General features: G+C 70.6%; 14 protein-coding genes and 5 pseudogenes. 14 read left to right on the top strand and 5 right to left on the bottom strand.

Annotated features, from left to right (window positions below; all coding sequences use genetic code 11):
• Positions 1–89: 89 nt before the first annotated feature.
• From rarD to F1D61_RS04895, 6 genes and pseudogenes are all read left to right on the top strand, one after another.
• Positions 90–958, top strand: a pseudogene (gene rarD / locus F1D61_RS04915) (EamA family transporter RarD).
• 85 nt (positions 959–1,043) lie between these two features.
• On the top strand, positions 1,044–1,166 hold the full coding sequence (locus tag F1D61_RS34780) for a hypothetical protein (protein ID WP_281437038.1): 123 nt from the start codon (positions 1,044–1,046) through the stop codon (positions 1,164–1,166).
• Positions 1,167–1,412: 246 nt separating this feature from the next.
• Positions 1,413–2,900 (top strand): O-fucosyltransferase family protein, encoded by a 1,488-nt coding sequence (locus F1D61_RS04910; RefSeq protein ID WP_203156752.1) that lies wholly within the window; start codon positions 1,413–1,415, stop codon positions 2,898–2,900.
• 93 nt (positions 2,901–2,993) lie between these two features.
• Positions 2,994–4,358 carry a TAXI family TRAP transporter solute-binding subunit gene (locus F1D61_RS04905; protein ID WP_203156751.1) on the top strand — a complete coding sequence of 455 codons (1,365 nt, stop codon included), beginning with the start codon at positions 2,994–2,996 and terminating at the stop codon, positions 4,356–4,358.
• A 166-nt stretch (positions 4,359–4,524) separates the two neighbouring features.
• Positions 4,525–6,350, top strand: a pseudogene (typA, locus tag F1D61_RS04900) (translational GTPase TypA).
• Between the two features lie 354 nt (positions 6,351–6,704).
• Positions 6,705–8,141, top strand: coding sequence for a phospholipase D-like domain-containing protein (locus F1D61_RS04895; RefSeq protein WP_203156750.1), 1,437 nt, complete (start codon positions 6,705–6,707; stop codon positions 8,139–8,141).
• Here the strand turns inward: F1D61_RS04895 and F1D61_RS04890 are convergent.
• The 3 genes and pseudogenes from F1D61_RS04890 to yddG form a co-directional block, all read right to left on the bottom strand.
• A pseudogene (locus F1D61_RS04890) lies at positions 8,074–8,891 on the bottom strand (endonuclease/exonuclease/phosphatase family protein). The gene F1D61_RS04895 and the pseudogene F1D61_RS04890 sit on opposite strands and share 68 nt — an antisense overlap.
• A 105-nt stretch (positions 8,892–8,996) precedes the next feature.
• On the bottom strand, positions 8,997–10,385 hold the full coding sequence (murD, locus tag F1D61_RS04885) for a UDP-N-acetylmuramoyl-L-alanine--D-glutamate ligase (RefSeq protein WP_203156749.1): 1,389 nt from the start codon (positions 10,383–10,385) through the stop codon (positions 8,997–8,999).
• Between the two features lie 483 nt (positions 10,386–10,868).
• Positions 10,869–11,759, bottom strand: a complete 891-nt coding sequence (gene yddG, locus F1D61_RS04880) for an aromatic amino acid exporter YddG (protein ID WP_203156748.1) — start codon at positions 11,757–11,759, stop codon at positions 10,869–10,871.
• Between the two features lie 110 nt (positions 11,760–11,869).
• Between yddG and F1D61_RS04875 the strand changes: the two genes are divergently transcribed.
• The gene (locus F1D61_RS04875; RefSeq protein ID WP_203156747.1) at positions 11,870–12,529 is read left to right on the top strand and encodes an alpha-ketoglutarate-dependent dioxygenase AlkB; all 660 of its coding nucleotides are present in this window, start codon (positions 11,870–11,872) and stop codon (positions 12,527–12,529) included.
• Positions 12,530–12,615: 86 nt separating this feature from the next.
• A complete protein-coding gene (locus tag F1D61_RS04870) occupies positions 12,616–13,575 on the top strand; it encodes a hypothetical protein (RefSeq protein WP_203156746.1) in 960 nt (319 codons plus the stop codon).
• Between the two features lie 279 nt (positions 13,576–13,854).
• On the opposite strand, the gene F1D61_RS04865 is transcribed toward F1D61_RS04870, so the two are convergent.
• Positions 13,855–14,781 (bottom strand): dihydrodipicolinate synthase family protein, encoded by a 927-nt coding sequence (locus F1D61_RS04865; RefSeq protein WP_203156745.1) that lies wholly within the window; start codon positions 14,779–14,781, stop codon positions 13,855–13,857.
• Between the two features lie 197 nt (positions 14,782–14,978).
• Between F1D61_RS04865 and F1D61_RS04860 the strand changes: the two genes are divergently transcribed.
• The 6 genes and pseudogenes from F1D61_RS04860 to F1D61_RS04835 all read left to right on the top strand — a co-directional run bounded on the left by F1D61_RS04860 (position 14,979) and on the right by F1D61_RS04835 (position 20,061).
• A complete protein-coding gene (locus tag F1D61_RS04860; protein ID WP_203156744.1) occupies positions 14,979–15,830 on the top strand; it encodes a D-amino-acid transaminase in 852 nt (283 codons plus the stop codon).
• 283 nt (positions 15,831–16,113) lie between these two features.
• A complete protein-coding gene (locus F1D61_RS04855) occupies positions 16,114–16,320 on the top strand; it encodes a type II toxin-antitoxin system RelE/ParE family toxin (protein ID WP_348649459.1) in 207 nt (68 codons plus the stop codon).
• A 46-nt stretch (positions 16,321–16,366) separates the two neighbouring features.
• Positions 16,367–16,687: a HigA family addiction module antitoxin gene (locus tag F1D61_RS04850; RefSeq protein WP_203156743.1), complete on the top strand. Its 321-nt coding sequence runs from the start codon at positions 16,367–16,369 to the stop codon at positions 16,685–16,687.
• 130 nt (positions 16,688–16,817) lie between these two features.
• Positions 16,818–17,180, top strand: coding sequence for a hypothetical protein (locus F1D61_RS04845; RefSeq protein WP_203156742.1), 363 nt, complete (start codon positions 16,818–16,820; stop codon positions 17,178–17,180).
• Between the two features lie 152 nt (positions 17,181–17,332).
• Positions 17,333–18,624 (top strand): annotated as a pseudogene (locus F1D61_RS04840) (adenylosuccinate synthase).
• Positions 18,625–18,697: 73 nt separating this feature from the next.
• Positions 18,698–20,061 (top strand): annotated as a pseudogene (locus F1D61_RS04835) (histidine kinase).
• 197 nt (positions 20,062–20,258) lie between these two features.
• Here F1D61_RS04835 and F1D61_RS04830 read toward each other — a convergent pair.
• On the bottom strand, positions 20,259–22,037 hold the full coding sequence (locus F1D61_RS04830; RefSeq protein WP_203156741.1) for a PQQ-dependent dehydrogenase, methanol/ethanol family: 1,779 nt from the start codon (positions 22,035–22,037) through the stop codon (positions 20,259–20,261).
• Positions 22,038–22,079 lie beyond the last annotated feature (42 nt).

The following is a 22,079-nucleotide window of genomic DNA, read 5'->3' as shown; positions in this document are numbered from 1 at the left end:
GGGGGACCGCTCCCCGTCCCGCACCGTAGCGGGCGCGCCGCCCCTGCGGCACAACCCGGGCGGGCGCGCGTCGCCCGGGGGAAACATCCGTGGGTCTGATCTACGCGCTCGGCGCCTTCCTGAGCTGGGGCCTCGTGGTCCCGGTGCATTTCCGTCTGCTCGACGGGGTGCCGGCCTGGGGCATCCTCGCCCATCGCATCGTCTGGTCGGGCGTGTTCATCGCGCTGCTGCTCACCGCCCTGCGGCTGACGCGCCGGGGGCCGATCGTCTCGTTCCGGCGCCGGCACGCCTTCCTGCTGCTCTCGGCCCTCGTCATCGCGGCCAACTGGTCGCTCTACCTGTGGGCGGTGCAGAACGGGCGGATGCTGGATGCGAGCCTCGGCTACTTCATCAATCCGCTGGTCAACGTCGCCCTCGGCGCCCTGGTGCTGCGCGAGCGCTTGCGCCCGCTCCAGCTCGCCGCCGTGGCGCTCGCCGCCATCGGGGTCGTGTCGGCGGTGGTGGCGGCCGGCACCCTGCCGTGGATCGCGCTGACGCTCGCCGTCAGCTTCGCGATCTACGGCCTGATCCGCAAGCTGGTGCCGATCGACCCCATCCTGGGCTGGGCGCCGAGACCTTCGCCCTCGTGCCGGCGGCGCTCGCCTATCTCGCCATCGCGCCGACGCCGCCCGGCCAGGGTGCCGGGCAATGGCTGCTCCTGATGCTCACCGGCGTCACCACCGCGGTGCCGCTGATGTGGTTCGCCGCCGCCGCCGCCCGGCTCAAGCTCTCGACGATCGGCCTGATGCAGTACATCGCCCCGTCCTGCCTGCTGGGCCTGAGCGTGCTCGTCTACGGAGAATCCCTGCCGCCCTCCCGGGCCCTCGTCTTCGGGCTGATCTGGGCCGGGCTGGCGCTCTACGCGATCGACGCCGCGCGCCCGCGCCGCGCGGTCGCACCCGAGGATACGCCAGCCTGACGCAAGCCCCACCGGTCAAGCTTCCCCCGTCCAACCATAATCGCCGGGCTTTCTCGGCTCACGCGACGAATCGGCGGGGGCCGCGATGATCCTGGACGACGTGAAGACGAGGGACGAGGACGGGCCGCACCCGATCTGGCTGGTGGTCGGTCCGTGGGCGGTGTTCGCCGTGGCGGTGGGGGGATTCCTGGCGCGGTGGTGGCCGTAACGGCCGGTCCCCATCGGTCCGTCGAGCCCACGACTGGCGAGGCTCGACCCGCGGCGCCATCGCGTTCGCCGGCCGTCACCGTCCGGCGCGACGCCCACCCCGCCGGGGTTGGCAGCCTACGTCACTTCGTGGATGATCGGCGCGACCCCGCGTGACGAAAGGGCTTCGTCCCGACGATCGGGTCCTGTCCGGCACGCGTTGCCGACGAAATGTCTCGCGGCCGACATCCACGAAAAGGGACCGTGAGTGGTTCATCCGACCGAGAATACCGGCCAGCCGCTCTGCTATGCCTTCAACAGGGGCGGCATCAACAATCAGAAGATCGCCCTCCTCGGACTCTTCCTCAAGGCCATGGCGGCAGAGGATCGCCGGATCGTCCTGCCGGACATCGTGATCTTCGATCAGATAACCTTCATCCACAAGCGCGTGCCGATCTCCGCGGCGTTCGACGTGGGCCGCTTGCGGGACTTCGCCGAGGCGGTCGGCGTCACGATCCTCGACCGGGCGCCGGAGGGCGACGAAGGCGGCTGGGAGTTCTTCCATCACGCCGAGAGCCACATCGCCCGCACGGCCGCGGCCGGGGCGCTCGATGGCGACAGCGTCCTGGTCCGGTTCTTCCGCGCGCTGGTGCCGGTGTGCCGGACCGCGCCCGACACGTCGCGCTTGCGGGACATCGTCTTCGATCGCCTCGGCATCGCCCACGTGGTCCAGATGCGCATCGAGCGGGACTGGCACCATCATGTCCAGACCCGCGTCGACCCGGAGGTCGGCCACAACGAGGACAACCGGCACTCGGCCGAGAGCATAGCCCGCAAGCTTCGCGCGACCCATCCCGGCGGCGCCTCGAAGCTCTACATCGTGTGCGACGAGGCGGCGCTCGTCGAGGGGAAGGACGAGATCCGCCGATCCCTGCGCGAGACCTACGACATCGAGGCGTTCTGGAAATCCGACCTGCTGGAGATTTTCCAGTCCGGCGACGCGACCCTCCTCGAACGCTCGCTGGTGGATTTCGAGATCGCCCTGGCGGCGGAGGTCTTCGTCGGCACGTCGCGCTCGACCTTTTCCGGGATGGCCGCGCTGGAGCGCTTCGCCCAGACCGGACATCGGGGAAACCACAGCATCTACAACGCCCTCGGCCCGAAGCTCGCGCGTCGGCACGACACGGGGGCGTTCCGCTCGGCCCGCCTGGCGACGGCGGAGGATCCTCACGATCCGTCCTGCGGCTACGAGCTCGGGCGGATCCTGGAGACCGCCGGCGACCTGCGGGCGGCGCGGGACCGGTATCTGGCGCGGGGTGAATTCGGTGGGCCCGACCGGGAGGAGGTCTATCTCGCCCTCACCCGTGCGGCGTGCCTGAAGGCCGCTCTCGGCGAGGCGCCGGACGCTGTGCTGGCGGCGTTCGAGCGGGCGGCCGGCGTGGTCCCGTCACGGGCGGAGGCCCTGCATGCCGGCGCCCAGCATGCCCGCGGTCACGGGAGATACGAGGAGGCCTTCGCCCTCGCGTCGCGGGGGCTCGGCCTGCCTCCGCCCGCCTCCGGCCGGGCCGTCGAGGCCTGGATCTACGACTGGGCGTTGATCGACGAATACGCCGTCGCCGCGTCCTGGACCGGTCGTCCGCTCGAGAGCCTGCGGGCCTGCATCCAGCTCCTGATGGAGGCGCAGATCCCCGAGGAGCATCGCGACCGGATCGTGTCCAACGCCAAGTTCTCCATCGACCGCATCGCCGGGCGATGACGCCGCCCCGCCGATCGCGCGCCGCCCGCGCCATTCGGCCGGATTGCCGAATCCGGTTCCGCTGCCCAAGGTGAGGACCCAAGGTGAGGGTCCATGCGGCGCTACGTTCCCATCGTCCTCGCGGCCCTTCTCGCCCTCGTGGCGACGGCGCTCCTCGCCTACCAGTGGCTCGGGCAGCCGACGACCCTGCGCGTCGCCGTCGGGCCGTCGGGCAGCGAGGATGCGCGCCTCGTCGGGGCGGTGTCGCAGTCGCTCGCCCGCGGCCACGAGGAGGTGCGCCTGCGCCCCGTGGCGACGAGCGGCGTCGCCGACAGCGCCGAGGCGGCCGAGCGCGGAAAGGCCGACCTCGCTGTCGTGCGCTCCGACGTCGGCATCCCGGCGCGCACCCAGACCGTGGCGATCCTGCATCGGGACGCGGTGCTGCTGCTGGCGACCGATCCGAGCCTGGCCGCCGTGCCGGACCTGCGGGGGAAGCGGATCGGGCTCGTGCGCTACCCGGCCGGCAACGCCCGGCTGCTCGCCCACATCCTCGAACACTACGAGGTGCCGGCCGATGCGGTGACGACGATCCCCCTCGGCGACGGCCAGGAGGCCGGCCAGGCTTTGCGCGAGGGGCGGGTCGATGCCGTGATGGTGGTGAGCCCGCTCACCGGCCGCACCGCCGGCGAGGTGGTGGCGGGCATCACCAAGGGAAACGGGATTTCTGCCGGCAGCACCCCGACCTTCATCCCGATCGGCGAGGCGGCGGTGCTGGCCCGGCGCTGGCCGGCACTGGAGAGCGTCGAGGTTGCCCGCGGCACCTTCGGCGGCACGCCGCCGCGCCCGGCCGAGACCGTCACCACGATCGGGGTCAGCCACCGGCTGGTGGCCCAGGCCTCGCTGGCCGATTCGGTGGTGTCGGAGCTGACGCGGCTGCTCTTCGTCAACCGGCCCGGCCTCGCGGTCGAGGTGCCCCTCGCCAACCAGATCGAGGCGCCCGACACCTCGAAGAGTGCGTCCCTGCCGGTGCATCCCGGCGCCCAGGCCTATTACGAGGGCGAGGTCGAGAGCTTCTTCGAGCGCTACGGCGACTGGTTCTATCTGCTGGTGATGTGCGTCTCGATCCTGGGCTCGGCCGCCGCCACCCTGGTGTCGCGGGCGGCCAACCGGTCGCGGGCCCGGGACATGGCGCTGCTGCGCCAGCTGCTCGCCATCGTGCGGGCGAGCCGCGACGTCGAGGACGAGCTGGAGCTGAACGACCTCGAGCGGCAGGCCGACGAGATCCTGGCCGCGGCGCTCGCCCGGGCCGGGACGGGCGCCATCGACAATGCCGGGGTGGCGGCCTTCACCCTCGGCCTCGACCAGGCGAGGCGGGCGATCGCGGAGCGCCGCGCCATCCTGGTGGAGCGGCAGGCGCATTCCGTCGAGCCCCCTGCCTTCGATCGCGGGCCGGATCCCCTGTCGGCCGCGGCGGAGTGACCCATCTGGAAGCGCCCGCCTCCCCGACAAGGGGCCATGCCGGGCCCTCTTGCGAAAAAGCCCGCTTCCTTATATTGCGACGCAACAGTTTTCCCCCGGCTCGATGCGTCCGGCTGCCATTCTGGCGGCCCGCGGCGTGCCGGGCTTTGTTTGCTTCGGATATCCCATGAAGCTGCGCAATATCGCCATCATCGCCCACGTCGACCACGGCAAGACGACCCTGGTCGACAAGCTGCTCCAGCAATCCGGCTCGTTCCGCGAGAACCAGCGGGTCGAGGAGCGCGCGATGGACTCGAACGACCTCGAGAAGGAGCGCGGCATCACCATCCTGGCCAAGGCCACCTCGGTGGTCTGGAAGGATACCCGGATCAACATCGTCGACACCCCCGGCCACGCCGATTTCGGCGGCGAGGTCGAGCGCATCCTGTCGATGGTCGACGGCGTGATCGTGCTCGTCGACGCCGCCGAAGGCCCGATGCCGCAGACCAAGTTCGTGGTCTCGAAGGCGCTCAAGATCGGCCTGCGCCCGATCGTGGCCGTCAACAAGGTCGACCGTCCGGATGCCCGCATCACCGAGGTGGTGAACGAGGTGTTCGACCTGTTCGCGGCGCTCGACGCCACCGACGACCAGCTCGACTTCCCGATCCTGTACGGGTCGGGCCGCAACGGCTGGATGGCGACCTCGCCCGAGGGCTCGCAGGATGACGGCCTCGCGCCGCTCTTCGACCTGGTGCTGGAGCACGTCCCCCGGCCAAGACCGAGGACGGCCCGTTCCGGATGCTCGGCACCCTGCTCGAGGCCAACCCGTTCCTCGGCCGCATCATCACCGGTCGCATCGCCGCCGGCACCGTGAAGCCGAACCAGGCGATCAAGGTCCTCGACCGCGAGGGCAAGGTGGTGGAGACCGGCCGCGTCTCGAAGATCCTGGCCTTCCGCGGCCTGGAGCGCCAGCCGATCGAGATGGGCGAGGCGGGCGACATCGTGTCGATCGCGGGCCTCGTGAAGGGCACCGTCGCCGACACCTTCTGCGACCCCCAGGTCGAGACCCCGATCCAGGCCCAGCCGATCGACCCGCCGACCGTGACGATGTCGTTCATCGTGAACGACAGCCCGCTCGCCGGCACCGAGGGCGACAAGGTCACGAGCCGCATGATCCGCGACCGCCTGTTCAAGGAGGCCGAGGGCAACGTCACGCTCAAGATCGAGGAAGCCGCCGACAAGGACTCGTTCTACGTGTCGGGCCGCGGTGAGCTTCAGCTCGCGATCCTGATCGAGACGATGCGCCGCGAGGGCTTCGAGATCGCCGTGTCGCGTCCCCGCGTCGTCTTCGAGAAGGACGAGGCCGGCGAGATCATGGAGCCGATCGAGGAGGTCGTGATCGACGTCGACGAGGAGTATTCCGGCGTCGTCGTGCAGAAGATGTCGGAGCGCAAGGCCGACATGATCGAGATGCGCCCGTCGGGCGGCAACCGCCTGCGCCTGGTGTTCCACGCTCCGACCCGCGGCCTGATCGGCTACCAGGGCGAGCTGATGACCGACACCCGCGGCACCGCGATCATGAACCGGCTGTTCAAGGCCTACGAGCCCTACAAGGGCGAGATCGCCGGCCGCCGCAACGGCGTGCTGATGTCCAACGACCAGGGCGAGGCCGTCGCCTACGCCCTGTGGAACCTCGAGGATCGCGGCCCGATGATGATCGAGCCGGGCTGGAAGGTCTACCAGGGCATGATCATCGGCGAGCACAACCGCGAGAACGACCTCGAGGTGAACGTGCTCAAGGGCAAGAAGCTCACCAACATCCGCACCACCTCGAAGGACGAGGCGGTCCGCCTGACCCCGCCGATCCGCATGACCCTCGAGCGCTCGCTCGCCTGGATCCAGGACGACGAGCTGGTCGAGGTGACCCCGAAGTCGATCCGCCTGCGCAAGGCCGTCCTCGACCCGAACGACCGCAAGCGCGCGGAGCGGGCCAAGGAAGCCCTGAGCGCCTGATCGGCTGCGTGACAATCTAACGGTTCGATCCCTCGCCCTTCCCGGGGCGGGGGATTTTCTTTTTTCTGACGGTGGTCTCGCTGAGTCGACAGACGGGATGGCGCGGGAGCCCCCCTCCCCCTTGTGGGGAGGGGTAAGGGGTGGGGGTGGTGCAGGAGGCACCGCTGCGCTCCATCCGGCACCACCCCCACCCCTAACCCCTCCCCACAAGGGGGAGGGGAAATGCGCGCCATCCTCGTCACGGACATTTCTTTTCAAGTCCGGGGGGGGGGCGGTGGGCAGCCGGCCAAGCTTGAGTGGATTCGCGATCCGCTCTCCCGTATCTCAACGGCGAGCGTGCCGGCAGGAGGCGGTGTGGAACACGAGATCTACCGCTGGCTCGGGATTCCGGCCTCGATCCAGTCGGACGTGCTGGCGCCGATCGGCCTCGCCATCGCGGTCGTCGTCACGGTGCATGCGCTGATGCGCAAGCGCGAGGTCAGCGCGGCCATCGGCTGGATCGGGCTCGCCTGGCTCTCGCCGATGCTGGGCAGCCTGCTCTACGTCATGTTCGGCATCAACCGGGTCAGCCGGCGCGCCCGGCGCCTGCCGGTGCTGCCCGGCCCCCGGCCCGGCGCCCCCGCCCCGCCGGTGGCCGAGGTGCCCGACGACTTCCAGCCCCTGAAGCGGGCGGTGCAGCGGATCAGCGGCCTGCCGCTGGTGGCCGGCAACCGCATCCGGCGTTACCGCCACGGCGACGAGGCCTATCCGGCGATGCTGGCGGCGATCGACGAGGCGACCACCAGCGTCGCCCTGTCGAGCTACATCATGCGCGACGACGACAGCGGCCGGGCCTTCGCGGAAGCCCTCTACGCCGCGAAGGAACGCGGCGTCGCGGTCTGCGTGGTGATCGACGGCATCGGCAGCGGCTACTTCTTCCCGGCGATGTACCGGCGCCTGCGGCGCCTGAGCATCCCGGCCGGCCTGTTCATGCATTCGGCGCTGCCCTGGCGGATGCCGTTCCTGAACCTGCGCACCCACAAGAAGCTGCTCTTGATCGACGGCCGGGTCGGCTTCGTCGGCGGGGTCAACATCGCCGACGAGAACGTCATGGCGAAGAACCCGCCCGAGCCGGTGCGCGACAGCCATTTCCGCATCGACGGGCCGGTGGTGGGACAGCTCGCGCAGGCCTTCTGGCGCGACTGGGCCTTCGTGAAGGGCGAGGACCTGGAGGGGCCGGCCTGGTTCCCGCAGATCCCGCCGGCCGGGCCGTCGCTGGCCCGGGTCGTCACCTCGGGGCCGGATGCCGACATCGAGAAGATCGAGTTCGTGGTGCTGGAGGTGGTGGCCACCGCGCGGCACTCGGTGCGTCTCGCGACCCCCTATTTCCTGCCGAGCGAGACGCTGCTGACGGCGCTGGGACTTGCGGCGATGCGGGGCGTCACCGTCGACGTCATCATCCCGCAGGCGAGCAACCACCGGGTGGTCGACTGGGCGACGCGGGCCCATGTCGGGCCGCTCTTGGAGGCCGGCGTGCGGATCTGGCTCGACCGGCCGCCCTTCGACCATTCGAAGCTGATGGTGGTGGACGAGGCCTGGTGCTTCGTCGGCAGCGCCAACTGGGACAGCCGCAGCTTCCGGCTGAACTTCGAGCTCAACGTCGAGGTCTACGACACCGATTTCGCGGCCGACCTCGACGGGCTGATGCGGGCCAAGATGGAGCAGCGCCTGACCGCGGACGACCTCAACTCTCGCGGGATGGCCGTGCGACTGCGCGACGCCGCCGTGCGATTGCTGCTGCCATATCTTTGAGCGGCGCCCGCTTGCGAAAATCCTCGGCCCGGTCGCGAAACGCCTCGATCCGGTCGCGGAGGGGCTGACGCTTCCCCTGCGGGTTGCCGGGCTCGAGATGGACCACGATCGGCCGGTGGTCGGAGGCGCCCCGCGGCAGCACCGCCTGGCCGCGGCAGGTCAGCCCCCGCACCAGACAGCGGTCGAGGCGCAGGGGCACGAGATCGACCATGGCGTGGGTCGGGTGGCGCGGCCCGACATCGTGGAAGCCCGGCAGCAGGGCCGGCCCGACGATGTTGTAGTCGCCGAGCACCGCGGCGCGGACCGGCAGGTGCTGGGCGATGCGGCGCAGCTGGCGCCGGTTGAGCACCTGCCCGTGCGACAGGTGGACGTTGGCGACCCCGAAGGTGCCGAGATCGAGGATCTGGCAGACCCGGTCGATCAGGGCGCCGGAGGGCAGGACCACCACCTCGGGCGGGCGCGGCCAGGGCGTCGGGCTCCACATCGCCAGGCCGTGGATGCGCCGCGGCAACGGCGCCCAGGCGTAATGCCCGCCGACCGGGCCTGAAGCTCGGTGATGTCGACGGTCGCCTCCTGCATCAGCAGCAGGTCCGGCTTCTCCTGCGCAATCAGCGCCTCGAGGGCGTCGACGGTCGCGCCGGTCCGCCGCAGCAGGTTCCAGCTGATGATCTTGCGCGGCCCGGGCCGGTGCGGCGCGTGGCCGGGCACGGCCGGGGTCTCGGCGGGCAGGAGGCGTTGGGGGGGCAGCATGATACCGCGTGGGAAGCGCTCGAATTGAGCCGGCACGATGGCGGGAGACGCGTCGGCCGGGCGCGAAGCGGCATACGCCGATTTGCCGATTCGGGGAACGGCGCCTCAGGCGCCCGGGGGGATCAGGCCCGGCAGGGCTGTCACGAGCGCGCGGAACTGGTCGCCGCGATCCTCGAAGCTGCGGAACTGGTCGTAGGAGGCGCAGGCCGGCGAGAGCAGCACCACGGGCTCGCCCGATCCGTCCCGCTCCGCCGTCGCGGCGGCTTGCGCGACCGCGGCAGCCAGCGTGCCGCAGCGGCTGAACGGCACCTGCCCGTCGAGGGTCGCGGCGAAATCCTCGGTCGCGGCGCCGATCAGGTAGGCATGGGCGACGCGGGGGAAGTAGGGCGCGAGGCTCGCGATGCCGCCCTCCTTCGCCTTGCCGCCGAGGATCCAGTGGACCCGCTGGAAGGCCGAGAGCGCCTTCTCGGTCGAATCGGCGTTGGTGGCCTTCGAATCGTTGATGAACAGGACGGAGCCGCGCCGGCCGACCTCCTCCATCCGGTGCGGCAGGCCCGGGAAGGTCGCGAGCGCTGCCGCGAAGGCATCGGGCGTGATGCCCAGCCCGCTCGCCACCGCGTAGGCGATGGCGGCGTTCTGCCAGTTATGGGCGCCGCGCAGGGACCCGATGCCGGAGAGGTCCGCCACGGGCTCCGCCGGATCCCGTCGCCCGTCGATGACGACGCCGTTCCGGGCCAGAATCCCCGGCCCCTCCCCCGCCTCGCCGACATGGACGCGCGTCAGCGGCCCGGTCCGGCGCCCGGCGATCGCCCGGCAGAAATCGTCGTCGACGCCGACGATCGCGTGGGCGGCTCCCGTCACCAGCCGCTCCTTGATGGCGGCGTAACGGGCCATGTCGCCGTGGCGGTCGAGATGGTCGGGCGTGAGGTTGAGCAGAACCCCGATCGTCGGCGCCAGCGACGGCGTCAGGTCGATCTGGAACGAGGACAGCTCGATCACGTGGACCCGGTCCGGCGACGGCGGCGCCAGCGACAGGATCGCGGTGCCGATATTGCCGCCCATCTGCACGTCGCGGCCGCAGGCCGCCAGGACATGGGCGATCAGCGCCGTGGTCGTCGACTTGCCGTTGGTGCCGGTGATGGCGACGAAGGGCGCATCCGGGCTCGTCGCGGCCCGCTCGCGGCAGAACAGCTCGATGTCGCCGATCACCGGCACGCCGGCCGCCTGGGCGAGTTCCACCGTCCAGTGCGGCGCCGGATGGGTGAGCGGCACGCCGGGGGCGAGCACCAGGGCCGCGACGGCGGTCCACTCGGCCTGACGCAGGTCGCTGGTCTCGATGCCCTGGTCGCGGGCCGCCTCCATCCGCGCCGGGTTGTCGTCGCAGGCGATGACGCGGGCGCCGCCGGCCTTGAGGCTGAGCGCGGTGGCCAGCCCCGAGCCGCCGAGCCCGAACAGGGCCACGGTCTGGCCGGCGAAGGTGGTGGAGGGTGTCATGCGTCGCTTCGAGCCTTCGCGCCGGGGCGGCGCCGGGCCGGGGCTCGGCGCGTGTCTTCAGGCGGTTAGTGAGGCGCGAAGAACGGCTTCGTCAAGCTCTGCCGGAGGATGAGGCGGGATCGGCCTCGTGCGGCGATGCGAGGCCTCGGGCGCCCGCCCGGTTCCCTCGACGGGAACCGACGCCCTCCGCATCATTCCGGAACCCGGGACCGCGGGATGCCCGGACGTGATCGCAACGCCTCTCGCACGGTCCGGCACGACCTGATCGTCCGGGCTGCGCCGCTCGGCCCTGGGACGACTTGGCGGGTTCCCGGGTCGGTCGACCAACTCGAACGGGCTCCCGGAGAACGGTCGAGGGTTGGGAGAGGCCGGCCCCGAGCCGTCCCGTCGCCGGCCGCGAGACGGCCGGTGCGTCGTGTGCCGAGGTGCCTGCTCGGTCGCAGGCTCTCGCCGCAGATCCGGCGACCACCGTTGCCGGATCGTTCAGCGCCCGCTCCCCGCCGCCTCCTGCGCAGGCCCCGCCCGCGTCGCCACCAGGGCGCCTGCCACGATGAGAGCGCAGGCCAGCGCCAGCGACCAGGTCGCCGGGGCGTAGCCGGCGGCGACGAGGATGAGGGTGGAGAGCACCGGGGCGGCGTAGGAGCCGACCCCGAGGAGGCGGATGTCGCCGCGCTTCACGCCGATGTCCCAGAGGTAGAACGCCGCCCCGACCGGGCCGAGGCCGAGGGCCGCCACCGCCGCCCATTGCGCCGGGCCCTGCGGCCAGACCGTGGTCTCGAAGGCGAGGTGGCAGATCAGGCTCAGGGCCGCCGTGGCGAGGCAGAAACCCGCCACCGCATCGGTCGGCACCGCCCCGACCCGGCGCGACAGCACCGAGTAGCCCGACCACAGGAAGGCGCAGGCGAGCGCCGCCGCATAGCCCGGCAGCGCCGCCGACTCGAAGCTGAGCGAGCCGCGCCCGAGGAACAGCGTGACCACCCCGGCGAGGCCGATGAGCGCACCGGCGAGATGGGCGGCGCGCAGGCCTCCCTCGCCCGGCAGCAGGGCGGAGAACAGCACGATCAGCAGCGGCCAGAGATAGCTGATCAGCCCGGCCTCGGCCGGCGGTGCGAGGCGCAGGGCCGCGAAGTAGAGGGCGTGGTAGCCGAACAGGCCGGCGATCCCGAGCGCCCAGACCGGGAGCGGCTGGCGCAGGGCGGCGAGGCCGGAGGGCCGCACGATCCAGCTGGCGCAGCCCAGGAGCCCGCCGACCAGGAAGGTCATGGCCGCGAGTTGGAACGGCGGCACCGCGCCGGAGGCCGCGGTGAACAGGGCGAGCAGCGACCAGAGCAGGATGGCGCCGGAGCCGATCAGGGTGGCGGTGCGGGTCGTCATGGTGCGAATCGTTCGGAAGGTGCCGTTACGGCACGGGTCTACCATGGCGGTCCTGCCGGCGCGGCGGGAAATCGGATAGGACGGGGGCCGTCCGCCAGAGGAGCGCGCCCGTGATCGAACTCGCCCCCGGCCTGATCCACCATCCGGGCTATCTCGACGCCGCGGCGCAACGCGCGCTCGCGGCCGACCTCGCGGCGATCTTGCGCGAGGCGCCGCCCTTCATCCCGACGATGCCGCGCACGGGCAAGCCGTTCTCGGTGCGGATGTCGAATTGCGGCCCCCTCGGCTGGGTCTCCGACCGCGCCGGCTACCGCTACCAGGCGGAGCATCCGGAGACCGGCCGGCCCTGGCCCTCGATGCCGGCGGCGGTGACCCGCGCCTGGGTCGAGCTCGCCGGCTGCCCGGCCGAGCCGGAGGCCTGCCTCGTCAACCTCTACGCCCCGGGCACCCGGATGGGGCTGCACCAGGACCGGGACGAGGCCGAGTTCTCCGCCCCCGTGCTCTCCCTGTCGCTCGGGGCCACCGCGCTCTTCCGCTACGGCGGGCTCCGGCGCTCCGACCCGACCCGCTCGGTGCGGCTTTCCTCCGGCGATGCCCTGGTGATCGGCGGGCCCTCGCGCCTGATCTTCCACGGCGTCGACCGTCTCGTCCCCGCCGCTCCCGCCGACCTGCTGGCCCCGGAAGCCGGGCCGGTCCTGCCCGAGGCCGTGGCACCGGGCGGGCGCCTCAACCTGACCTTGCGGCGCGTCACGGCGATCGGCCGCGCTTGACAGAGCGGCGCGCACGGCCGACGCATCCGGCGATGGTCCTGCCGCCCGATCCCGGGCGGCGTCGCTTACGAGCCGAGACGAGTCTGATGTCGACGAGTCCCCTGTCGCTGCGCATGCTGGCGCTCCTCTCCTGCCTTGCCGGCCTCCCGGCCGGGGCGTGGGCCGCCGATCCGGTCTATCCGCCGGGCTCGCGCTTCGGCTTCGAGCCGGCCAAGGAGATGGTGGTGTCGCGCCGCTTCACCGGCTTCGAGCGGCAGAGCGGCGGCGCCACGGTCTCGGTGGTCGAGCTGCCGGCCCAGGCCTACAAGGACCTCACCACCAACTTCACCGACGAGAACCTGAAGAGCCAGGGCCTGGTGGTGAAGTCGCGCGAGACCCTGAAGCTCGCCGACGGACGCGAGGGCCTGCTGGTCTCCGGCGAGCAGCCGATCGAGCAGCCCGCCGGCGCACCGGCCCTGCACAAATGGGTCTTCCTGGTCTCGGACCCGACGGTCACCGGCATCATCATCGGCCAGACCCTGCCGGCGGCCGAATCCGACGACGCGATGCGCGCGATGCTGACCAGCGTGCGGGTGCGCCCGGCGCTCACCCTCGACCAGCAGGTCGCGGCCCTGCCCTTCCGGGTCGTCGAGACCGCGGGCTTCCGTCCGGTGCGGGTGCTCGGCGGCAATTCGGTGCTCTATACCGACGGGCCCAAGGACCAGATGCTGAACCTGGAGCAGCCGATCCTGGTGCTCGCCGAGGCGGTGCAGCCGGCCCCCTCCGCCGAGCAGCGCGACGCCTTCGCGAAGGCGGCGCTCTACTCGAACCAGACCATGAAGGACTTCGCGATCGAGCGCTCGCAGAGCTTCCGCCAGAACGGCGCCGACTGGCACGAGATCGTGGCCCGGGCCGTCGACGTGCCGTCGGGCACGCCGGTGGTGGTGTCCCAGACCATCCGCTTCCAGCCCGACGGCTATTTCCGCGCCGTCGGCGTGGCGCGCGCCCAGGACCGCGAGGCGATGCTGCCGCGCTTCCGCAAGGTGGTGGACGCGATCGCGTTCTGAGCGCCTGTTCGATCGGCGGCACTTGCCGATCTGGCACCGACCTTGCAGCCTCACCGCGTCATCCTGGGGCCGCGCAGCGGAACCCGGGATCCATCACCGCTGACGATGCAGGATGAAGCGTGGCGCCGCCCACCTTGTCCGGACATCTCAGCGGTCAAGGATCCCGGGTTCTCGCTTCGCGAGCCCCAGGATGACGTTGGAGGGTTCGAGGTCCGTCCTCCCGATCGAGCAGATCAAGTCCCTCCACGGCCTCATTCCGAGGCCGTGGAGAGGATGCCGTCAGAGCCGCGCCCGGGAATCGTGCCGGGCCAGACGCTCAAGCAAAAAGTCCACCTCCGCCTTCGCCGCCGCCGAGAGGCCGCCGCCGGGCTTGCGCTGGGCGTCCGAGGCGAGGATGCCGCGGCGCATCAGCACGTATTTGCGCACCGCCAGCCCGAGGCCCGGCTGCTGCTCGTAGCGCAGGAGCGGCAGGTGGGCGTCGAAGACGTCATGCGCCCGCTCGCGCTCGCCGGCCGCGCTCAGGCGAACCACATCGACCAGCATCTCCGGGAAGGCGTAGCCGGTATTGGCGCCGTCGGCGCCGCGCTCGCACTCGAAGTCGAGGAACAGGCCGCCATTGCCGCACAGGATCGAGAGCGGCCGCAGCGAGCCGTCGCGCTGGAAGGCCCGTAAGCCTGAGATCTTCTCCAGCCCCGGCCAGTCCTCGTGCTTGAGCATCACGCAGTTCGGGTTGTCGGTGACGATGCGGCGGATCACGCCGGGCGTCATCACCACGCTCAAGGTCAGCGGATAGTCCTGGATCACGAACGGCACGTCCGGCCCGATCACCTCGGCGGCCTGGGCGTAGTAGCCGACGATCTGGTCGTCGGTGCGCAACGACGGCGGCGGCGCGATCATCACGGCGGCGGCGCCGGCCTCCATCACCGCGCGGGTCAGCGAGCCCATGGCGGCGAAGCCCGGGGCCGAGACGCCGATCACGACCGGGAGCTTGGTGCGCCGGATCACCCGCGAGGCGACCGCGATGGCCTCCGCGCCGTCGAGCTTGGGCGCCTCGCCCATGATGCCGAGCACGGTGAGGCCGGTCGCGCCGATCTCGCCGTAGAAATCGGTCATCCGGTCGATCGAGGCCTCGTCGATGCGGCCGTCCGGGTGGAACGGGGTCGGGGCGATGGGGAAGACGCCCTTCGCGTCGGGAGTGAGCCGCATGTCGTTTCCTCTCGTGTTCGCCGGACGATAGGTCGTGGTCGCGGCCCCGCGCAACCGCCGCGCCCGCCTTCACCCTGCACGAATCATGCAAGGCCGGGCGCCCGGAATCGCGCTTGCCGCCGGGCGCCGAGCGGTGCTTCAAGGACGGCTTGGTCGTGACCGGCCGCGCCGCCGGCTCCGCGAGAGGAAGACCCGCCATGTCCCGCATCGTCTACGTCAATGGTCGCTTCGTCCCCTTCGAGGAGGCGACGATCCCGATCATGGACCGCGGGTTCCTGTTCGCCGACGGGATCTACGAGGTGAGCGCGGTGCTAGATGGCAAGCTCGTCGACAACGAGGCCCATCTCGCCCGCCTCGACCGTTCGCTCTCGGAGATCGGCATCCGCAACCCCCACACCATCGCCGAGTGGACGAAGCTCGAGGAGGAGCTGGTCACCCGCAACGCCCTGCGCGAAGGCCTCGTCTACATGGAGGTCACCCGCGGCGTGGCCGAGCGCGACTTCGCCTTCCCGCCCGAGGGCACGCCGCCGACCGTGGTGATGTTCACGCAGGCCAAGAACGTGTCGGCGAACCCCCTCGCCGAGCGCGGCGCCAAGGTCATCTCGGTCGAGGACCTGCGCTGGAAGCGCCGGGACATCAAGTCGGTGGCTTTGCTCGCCCAGGTGCTGGCCAAGCAGCAGGCGGCGGCGGCGGGCGTCGCCGAGGCCTGGATGCACGAGGACGGCCTCGTCACCGAGGGCGGTTCGTCCACCGCCTTCATCATCACCGAAGACGGCCGCATCGTCACCCGCCCGCTCTCGACGGCGCTCCTTCCCGGCATCACCCGCCGGGCGGTGATGCGGCTTGCCGAGGAGAACGGCCTGACGGTCGAGGAGCGCGCCTTCTCGATCGAGGAGGCGCTCCAGGCCTCGGAGGCGTTCTTCACCTCGGCGTCGGCCTTCGTGATGCCGGTGGTCGAGATCGACGGCCAACGCGTCGGCGGCGGCCAGCCCGGCCCGATGACGCGGAAGTTGCGCGACCTGTACCTCGACATGGCGAAGGCGGGCTGAGCATCCATCCGGCCGGCTGCGGATCCCTGAAGCGGTCGTTGGATCGGGGATCGAGCCGATCTCGGAATGCCCGGGATAGACCTGGGCATCTCCATATTCGGCCATCCGCGTGAGAGCGGATCGCGGTCACGTCGGTATCGTTCGCCGATACCTTCCGCTTGACGGTGCGTATCGTTGTGCGATACCAATCGCCGATAAGGGGCCGCACCGTGATCCGCAGCTTTGCCAATGATCGGACCCGAGACGTGTTCGAGGGGCGGCAGCCGAAAGGTATCCCGCGCACATTCTCAAGACGGCACGGCGCAAGCTCAACTATCTCGATGCCGCGACCTCCCTCGATGCGCTGAAGGTTCCGCCAGGCAACAAGCTGCATCCATTGCTCGACGAGCGCGCCGGGCAGCACGCCATCTGGATCAACGACCAGTTCCGCTTGTGCTTTCGCTGGACCGAGACTGGCCCGGACGATGTAGAGAACGTGGACTATCACTGATTACCACTGTTGGGGCTGCGCCCCGCTCCTCTGGAGACAAGGTGGCATGAGCACCGAGTACGAAACCGATACCATCCTTCCGCCGATGCACCCCGGCGAGGTGCTGCGGGAGGAGTTCATGGTTCCGCTGAACCTGACGGCGTATGCGATCGCGAAGGCGTGCCGCGTGCCGCGCACCCGGATCGAGCGCATCGCCCGTGAGGAGATCGGCATCACCGCCGATACGGCCCTGCGGCTCGGGCGCTACTTCGGCATGGACCCGCAGGTATGGGTGAATCTTCAGAGCCGCTTCGATCTTCTGACGGCCCGCAACGCGATCGGTGCGGACATCGATGACATCCGCCCGCTGGAACGAGAGGCGGCGTGAGGCGCTACCGCTGGGAGCCGAAGGGCGGCAGCGAATCAATCGAGAGTCCGGTTGCAAAGCCAAGCGGAGCCGGAACCCTCGGGTGCCGGCCCGGTTTCCCTCGGGAGACTCCATCCTCAGGAGAAACCCGATGACCAAGCTGATGCGCGGCGGGCTGGCGGTGCTGGCGATCGTCGCCGGCGCGACGGCCGCCCTCGCCCAGTCGCCCGAGGTGCCGCTGAAGGGGCGCGACCGCGACCCGAACCTGCCGCCCCTGAACCAGACCATCCCCGAGAAGGTGCGTCCGGGCGACGCGACCTCGAATGCCGACAAGTCGGACACCACCGGCTCAACCCTGAGCGACAAGCTCCAGCGCTCGGACGGCGTCATCAAGCCGCCGGCCACCGGCACCCCGGACATGGCGGTGACGCCGCCGGACCCGACCCCGAACTCGACCCCGGTGATCAAGCCCGGGGAGCTGCCCGGACGTGGCCCGAATACCGAGGCCAAATAACAAGGTCCGAGGTGGTCATCCCGGCCGTCGCTTGATTTCCCGGCCGGGATCGCCGAAGAGCGCACACGCGTGACACCATCCGCACACGATCAGCCCCGCGCCTTCCACGCGCCGGGCTTTTCGCGCGGCGGGCAGGGACGGGTATTTGTGATATGGCGAACGTCGTCGTCGTGGGCGCCCAGTGGGGCGACGAGGGCAAGGGCAAGATCGTCGACTGGCTCTCCGAGCAGGCCGATGTCGTGGTGCGCTTCCAGGGCGGGCACAATGCCGGCCACACCCTCGTCATCGACGGCGTGACCTACAAGCTGTCGCTGCTGCCGTCGGGCGTGGTGCGGGGCGGCACGCTGTCGGTCATCGGCAACGGCGTGGTGGTCGATCCCTGGCACCTCGTCGAGGAGATCGCCAAGATCGGCCAGCAGGGCGTGGCGATCACGCCCGAGAACCTGCGCATCGCCGACAACGCGACGCTGATCCTGCCGCTGCACCGCGAGCTCGACCACTTCCGCGAGACCTCGAACGCGGTCCTGAAGATCGGCACCACCAAGCGCGGCATCGGCCCGGCCTACGAGGACAAGGTCGGCCGCCGGGCGATCCGCGTCGTCGACCTCGCCGATGCCGAGATGCTCGACGCCAAGATCTCGCGGCTGCTCGCCCACCACAACGCCCTTCGCCGGGGCCTGGGCATCGACGAGATCGACGGCGCGGCGCTGAAGGCCGAGCTCCTGGCCATCGCGCCCAAGATCCTGCCCTTCGCCGACACCGTGTGGTCGCTCCTCGACGATGCCCGCCGCTCCGGCAAGCGCATCCTGTTCGAGGGCGCGCAAGGCGCCCTCCTCGACGTCGACCACGGCACCTACCCCTACGTGACCTCGTCCAACATCGTGGCGGCGCAGGCCGCGACGGGATCGGGCCTCGGCCCGGGGGCGATCGGCTACGTGCTCGGCATCGTCAAGGCCTACACCACCCGGGTCGGCGAGGGCCCGTTCCCGACCGAGCTCACCGATGCGATCGGCGAGCGGATCGGCGAGCGCGGCCGCGAGTTCGGCGTCGTGACGGGCCGCAAGCGCCGCTGCGGCTGGTTCGACGCCGCCCTGGTGCGCCAGACCGTGCGGACCTCGGGATCAACGGCATCGCGCTCACCAAGCTCGACATCCTCGACGGCTTCGAGACGATCCAGATCTGCACCGGCTACCGCCTCGACGGCCGGGAGATCGACCACCTGCCGGCGAGCCAGGCCGACCAGGCCCGGGTCGAGCCGATCTACGAGGCCTTCGAGGGCTGGAGCGAGACCACCGCGGGCGGCCGCTCCTGGGCCGACCTGCCGGCCCAGGCGATCAAGTACGTGCGCCGGATCGAGGAGCTGATCGGCGCCCCGGTCGCGCTGCTCTCGACCTCGCCGGAGCGGGACGACACCATCCTGGTCCACAACCCCTTCGAGGATTGAGGGGAATCCCGCGCGATGTCAGGCGGGCGAAGCTTGACGCCCGCCGCCCGGCACGACAAGGCATGCGGCGACCATGGCCGATTACTATCCCCTGCTCGCCCGCGCCCTCGATGCGCTGCCCGACCGTTCGCCCGACCTGCGGCATACGGTCTATGAGCGCGCCCGCGCAGCGCTGATCGGCCAGCTCCGCTCCCTCGATCCGCCCCTGTCGGAGGCCGACATCGAGGCGGAAAGGGTCTCCCTCGACCGGGCGATCGCCCGGCTCGAGATCGAGCATGGCGGCGTCCCCGAGCCGGAGCCCGCCCTGTCGGGGCCCACCGTCTCGGAGGCGGCGACGCCGGAGCAGGCGGCCCCGGAACCGCCGCCTCCCGCGTCCCCCGGCCGCCGGAAGTACCGGCGCGTCCGGACGCATCCCTTGCTGCGCCCTTTGCCGAACCTCTGCCCGAGCCGGCGGCGACGCACCATGCGGACGCCCTGCCCGAGGCCGGCCCGCCGGTCGAGCTGAAGCTGCCGCCGATACGGCCGCGCCAGCCGGAGCCGGCGGAGGAGCCGGCGAACCCGGAGGCGGGCCTCGCCGCCCCCCAACGGCCGCGCCTCGACGTGGTGGCGCCCAAGCGCGACCGGTCGCGGCTGGTACGCAACGGCATCGTGGCGGCGGTCCTGGCGGCGGTCGTCGGCGCCATCGCGGTCACCGCCTGGTCCCTGCGCGACAACCCCGCCGCCCTGCCGACGGGTTTTGCCGAGAACGGCCCCAACCGCCCGGCCGAGCCGCAGGATTCGAAATTCGCCGACCGGGTCGGCGGCGAGCGCGCGGCCCCGGCGCCCGCCCCCGCGGCGGCGCCTGCCCCCGCTGCCCCGCAAGGCAGTGCCCCGCGCCCCTCGCCGACGCCGGACATCGCGGTGGCGCAGCGCGGCACGCTCTACGAGGAGAATGGCGGCCAGGGCGCCGCCCCGAAGGCCTACCAGGCCCGGGTGGTCTGGCGCCTCGACGCCGTCAATGCCGGCCAGGGCCAGCCGCTCCAGACCGTCGTGCGCGGCACGGTCGACGTGCCCGATGCGGGCCTGAGCCTCGCGATGGTGCTCCGCCGCAACACCGACGCGACCCTGCCGGCCTCGCACATCCTCGAACTGACCTTCACCTCGACCGACCCGAACCGGACGGTGCGCGATGTCGGCCTGATCCAGTTCAAGGACGACGAGGCCGGCCGCGGCTCCCCGGTTTCCGGCCTGCCGGTGCCGGTGCGCGACAACCTCTTCCTGATCGGCCTGTCCAACCTCAAGGCCGACATCGATCGCAACACCGACCTCTTGCTCAAGCGCAACTGGATCGACCTGCCGATCCGCTACGCCAACGGCAACCGCGCCATCCTGACCTTCGAGAAGGGCAATGCCGGCGAGAAGGTGCTGCGGGAGGCGTTCGAGCAGTGGCAGCCGTGAGGCTGCGCCCGAGATCGACTTCCGGCTCGGCCGCGTCCGTTTCGATGGGGCGGGGTCCGTCGCTTCACTTCAAGGTCAGCACGCCGTCCTGGTGAGACGACGCGCTGCCTCGAGGCGGCACGACAGACGCCGCGACCTGACCGGGGCCTTCGTGCCGATGCGCGGAATTTAGGCCGGCATCGGCAGGCGGGGTCGGATCACCGGCGGGACGGAATCGCTTCGGCCCGCTTCTCCGGCGCCTTGTCGTCGTCGACGGCGAACACCCAGACGGTGCCGCCCTGCGGCACGTCTTTCTCCCAGCCGTGCTCGTCGGCCATGATGCCCTGGACCAGGGCGGAATCGACGCCCCAGCCGGAGACCACGGCGATGTACTGCTTGCCGTCGATCGCGTAGCTGATCGGCGGTGCGATGATCCCCGAATTGGTCTTGAAGCTCCACAACTCCTTGCCGGACTTCGCGTCGTAGGCGCGGAACATCCGGTCGCTGGTGCCGCCGGCGAAAATCAGGTCCGTCGCGGTAGACAGGATCGAGCCCCACATCCACGACTTCGCGTAGGTATCGCGCCACACCTCCTTGTTGGTGTTGACATCGATCGCCTGGATGCCGCCGATATATTTCACGTCCTTGTCGATCAGCAGCTTGATGTCGGTGATGTCGACACCGGCCGACCACTGCCCCGGAACCCGCTCCTGGACCTTGCCCTCATAGGTCATGCAATGATTGTCGTTGAACGGGACGTAGAGCATCCCGGTCTTGGGGTTGAAGGACTCGTAGGGCCAATCCTTGCCGCCCCACACGCTCGGGCAATAGGTGCCCGCCCGGCCGGTGCCGGGGACGCCAGCTTGGTTGTAGGTCGGCCGGCCGGTCTTCGGATCGACGCTCGAAAAGACCGTGTTCTTCACGAAGGGCCGGGCGTCGAGGAAGCTGATCTGCCCGCCCTCGGTGCGGCCGAGCCGGTAGAGGTAGCCGTTGCGCTGGGCGCTGATCATCGCCGGCATCTTCTTGCCGTCACGATCGAGCTCGATGAGGGTCGGCGCGTTCATCGCGGCCCAGTCCCACGAATCGTTCCAGTGGTACTGGAAGTGGCTCTTGATCGTGCCGTCCGCCGGGTTCAGCGCGACGACCGAAGCGACGTAGAGGTTGTCTCCGGGCCGCTGGTCGCCGAGCCAGGGCGAGCCGTTACCGACGCCCCAGTAGAGCACGCCGTTCTTGGCGTCGTAGTTGCCCGGCATCCACATCGTGCCGCCGCCGATCTTCCAGGCATCCTTCCAGCGGCCCTCCTTCGGCCAAGTCTCGGAGCCCGGCTGGCCCGGGGCCGGCACGGCCCAGAAGGTCCAGTCCTCCTTGCCGGTCTCAGCATCGAACGCTTTCAGGAAGCCGCGCACGCCGAACTCGCCCCCGGACGGGCCGATCATGATCTTGCCGTTCACCGCGACCGGGGCCGAGGTGATGTAGGCCCCTTGCGTCCAGTCGCAGACCTCCGCCTCCCACGCCACCTTGCCGGTCCTGGCGTCGAGGGCGACGAGCCGGCAATCGAGGCCGGCGACGTAGACCTTGTCACCCCACAGGGCGACGCCACGATTGGTGTAGTGGAAGGCGCTGAATCCTTCGGGAAAGTCGCGCTTGTAGCGCCAGACCGACTCGCCGGTCTTCGCATCCATGGCGATGACCTGGTTGTACGGCGTGGCGACGTACATGACACCGTTGTTGACTATCGGCGGTGCCTCGTGGCCGGAGGTCACGCCGGTCGAGTAGCTCCAGACCGGCCGGAGCGACTTGACGTTGCCGGCATTGACCTGCTCGAGCGGGGTGTAGCTCCAGCCGGCGTAGTTGCCCTTGGCCATCAGCCAGTTCTCGGGCTCCGGGTTGGAGAGCCGTTGCTGCGTGACCGGCGAATATGTCTTCAAGGGCTCTGCCATCGCCAGTGTAGGCATCAGGACGGACCCGAGCAGGGCCGCGGACACGGTCTTCATCATGGCGTCTTCCTCCCGTCTTGCACGACTTCGCCGTGCTTCTTG

The organism is Methylobacterium aquaticum (genome assembly GCF_016804325.1).
GTDB lineage: Bacteria > Pseudomonadota > Alphaproteobacteria > Rhizobiales > Beijerinckiaceae > Methylobacterium > Methylobacterium aquaticum_C.
Note: the sequence above shows the minus strand (reverse complement) of the source record. Positions and strands in the feature narration are given on the sequence as shown.

Excerpts from the sequence above, each read along its gene's own strand:
- F1D61_RS34780 (WP_281437038.1), top strand. The coding sequence starts at position 1,044 with ATGATCCTGGACGACGTGAAGACGAGGGACGAGGACGGGCCGCACCCG.
- F1D61_RS04905 (WP_203156751.1), top strand. The coding sequence starts at position 2,994 with ATGCGGCGCTACGTTCCCATCGTCCTCGCGGCCCTTCTCGCCCTCGTG.
- murD (WP_203156749.1), bottom strand. The coding sequence starts at position 10,385 with ATGACACCCTCCACCACCTTCGCCGGCCAGACCGTGGCCCTGTTCGGG.
- yddG (WP_203156748.1), bottom strand. The coding sequence starts at position 11,759 with ATGACGACCCGCACCGCCACCCTGATCGGCTCCGGCGCCATCCTGCTC.
- F1D61_RS04870 (WP_203156746.1), top strand. The coding sequence starts at position 12,616 with ATGTCGACGAGTCCCCTGTCGCTGCGCATGCTGGCGCTCCTCTCCTGC.
- F1D61_RS04865 (WP_203156745.1), bottom strand. The coding sequence starts at position 14,781 with ATGCGGCTCACTCCCGACGCGAAGGGCGTCTTCCCCATCGCCCCGACC.
- F1D61_RS04860 (WP_203156744.1), top strand. The coding sequence starts at position 14,979 with ATGTCCCGCATCGTCTACGTCAATGGTCGCTTCGTCCCCTTCGAGGAG.
- F1D61_RS04850 (WP_203156743.1), top strand. The coding sequence starts at position 16,367 with ATGAGCACCGAGTACGAAACCGATACCATCCTTCCGCCGATGCACCCC.
- F1D61_RS04845 (WP_203156742.1), top strand. The coding sequence starts at position 16,818 with ATGACCAAGCTGATGCGCGGCGGGCTGGCGGTGCTGGCGATCGTCGCC.
- F1D61_RS04830 (WP_203156741.1), bottom strand. The coding sequence starts at position 22,037 with ATGATGAAGACCGTGTCCGCGGCCCTGCTCGGGTCCGTCCTGATGCCT.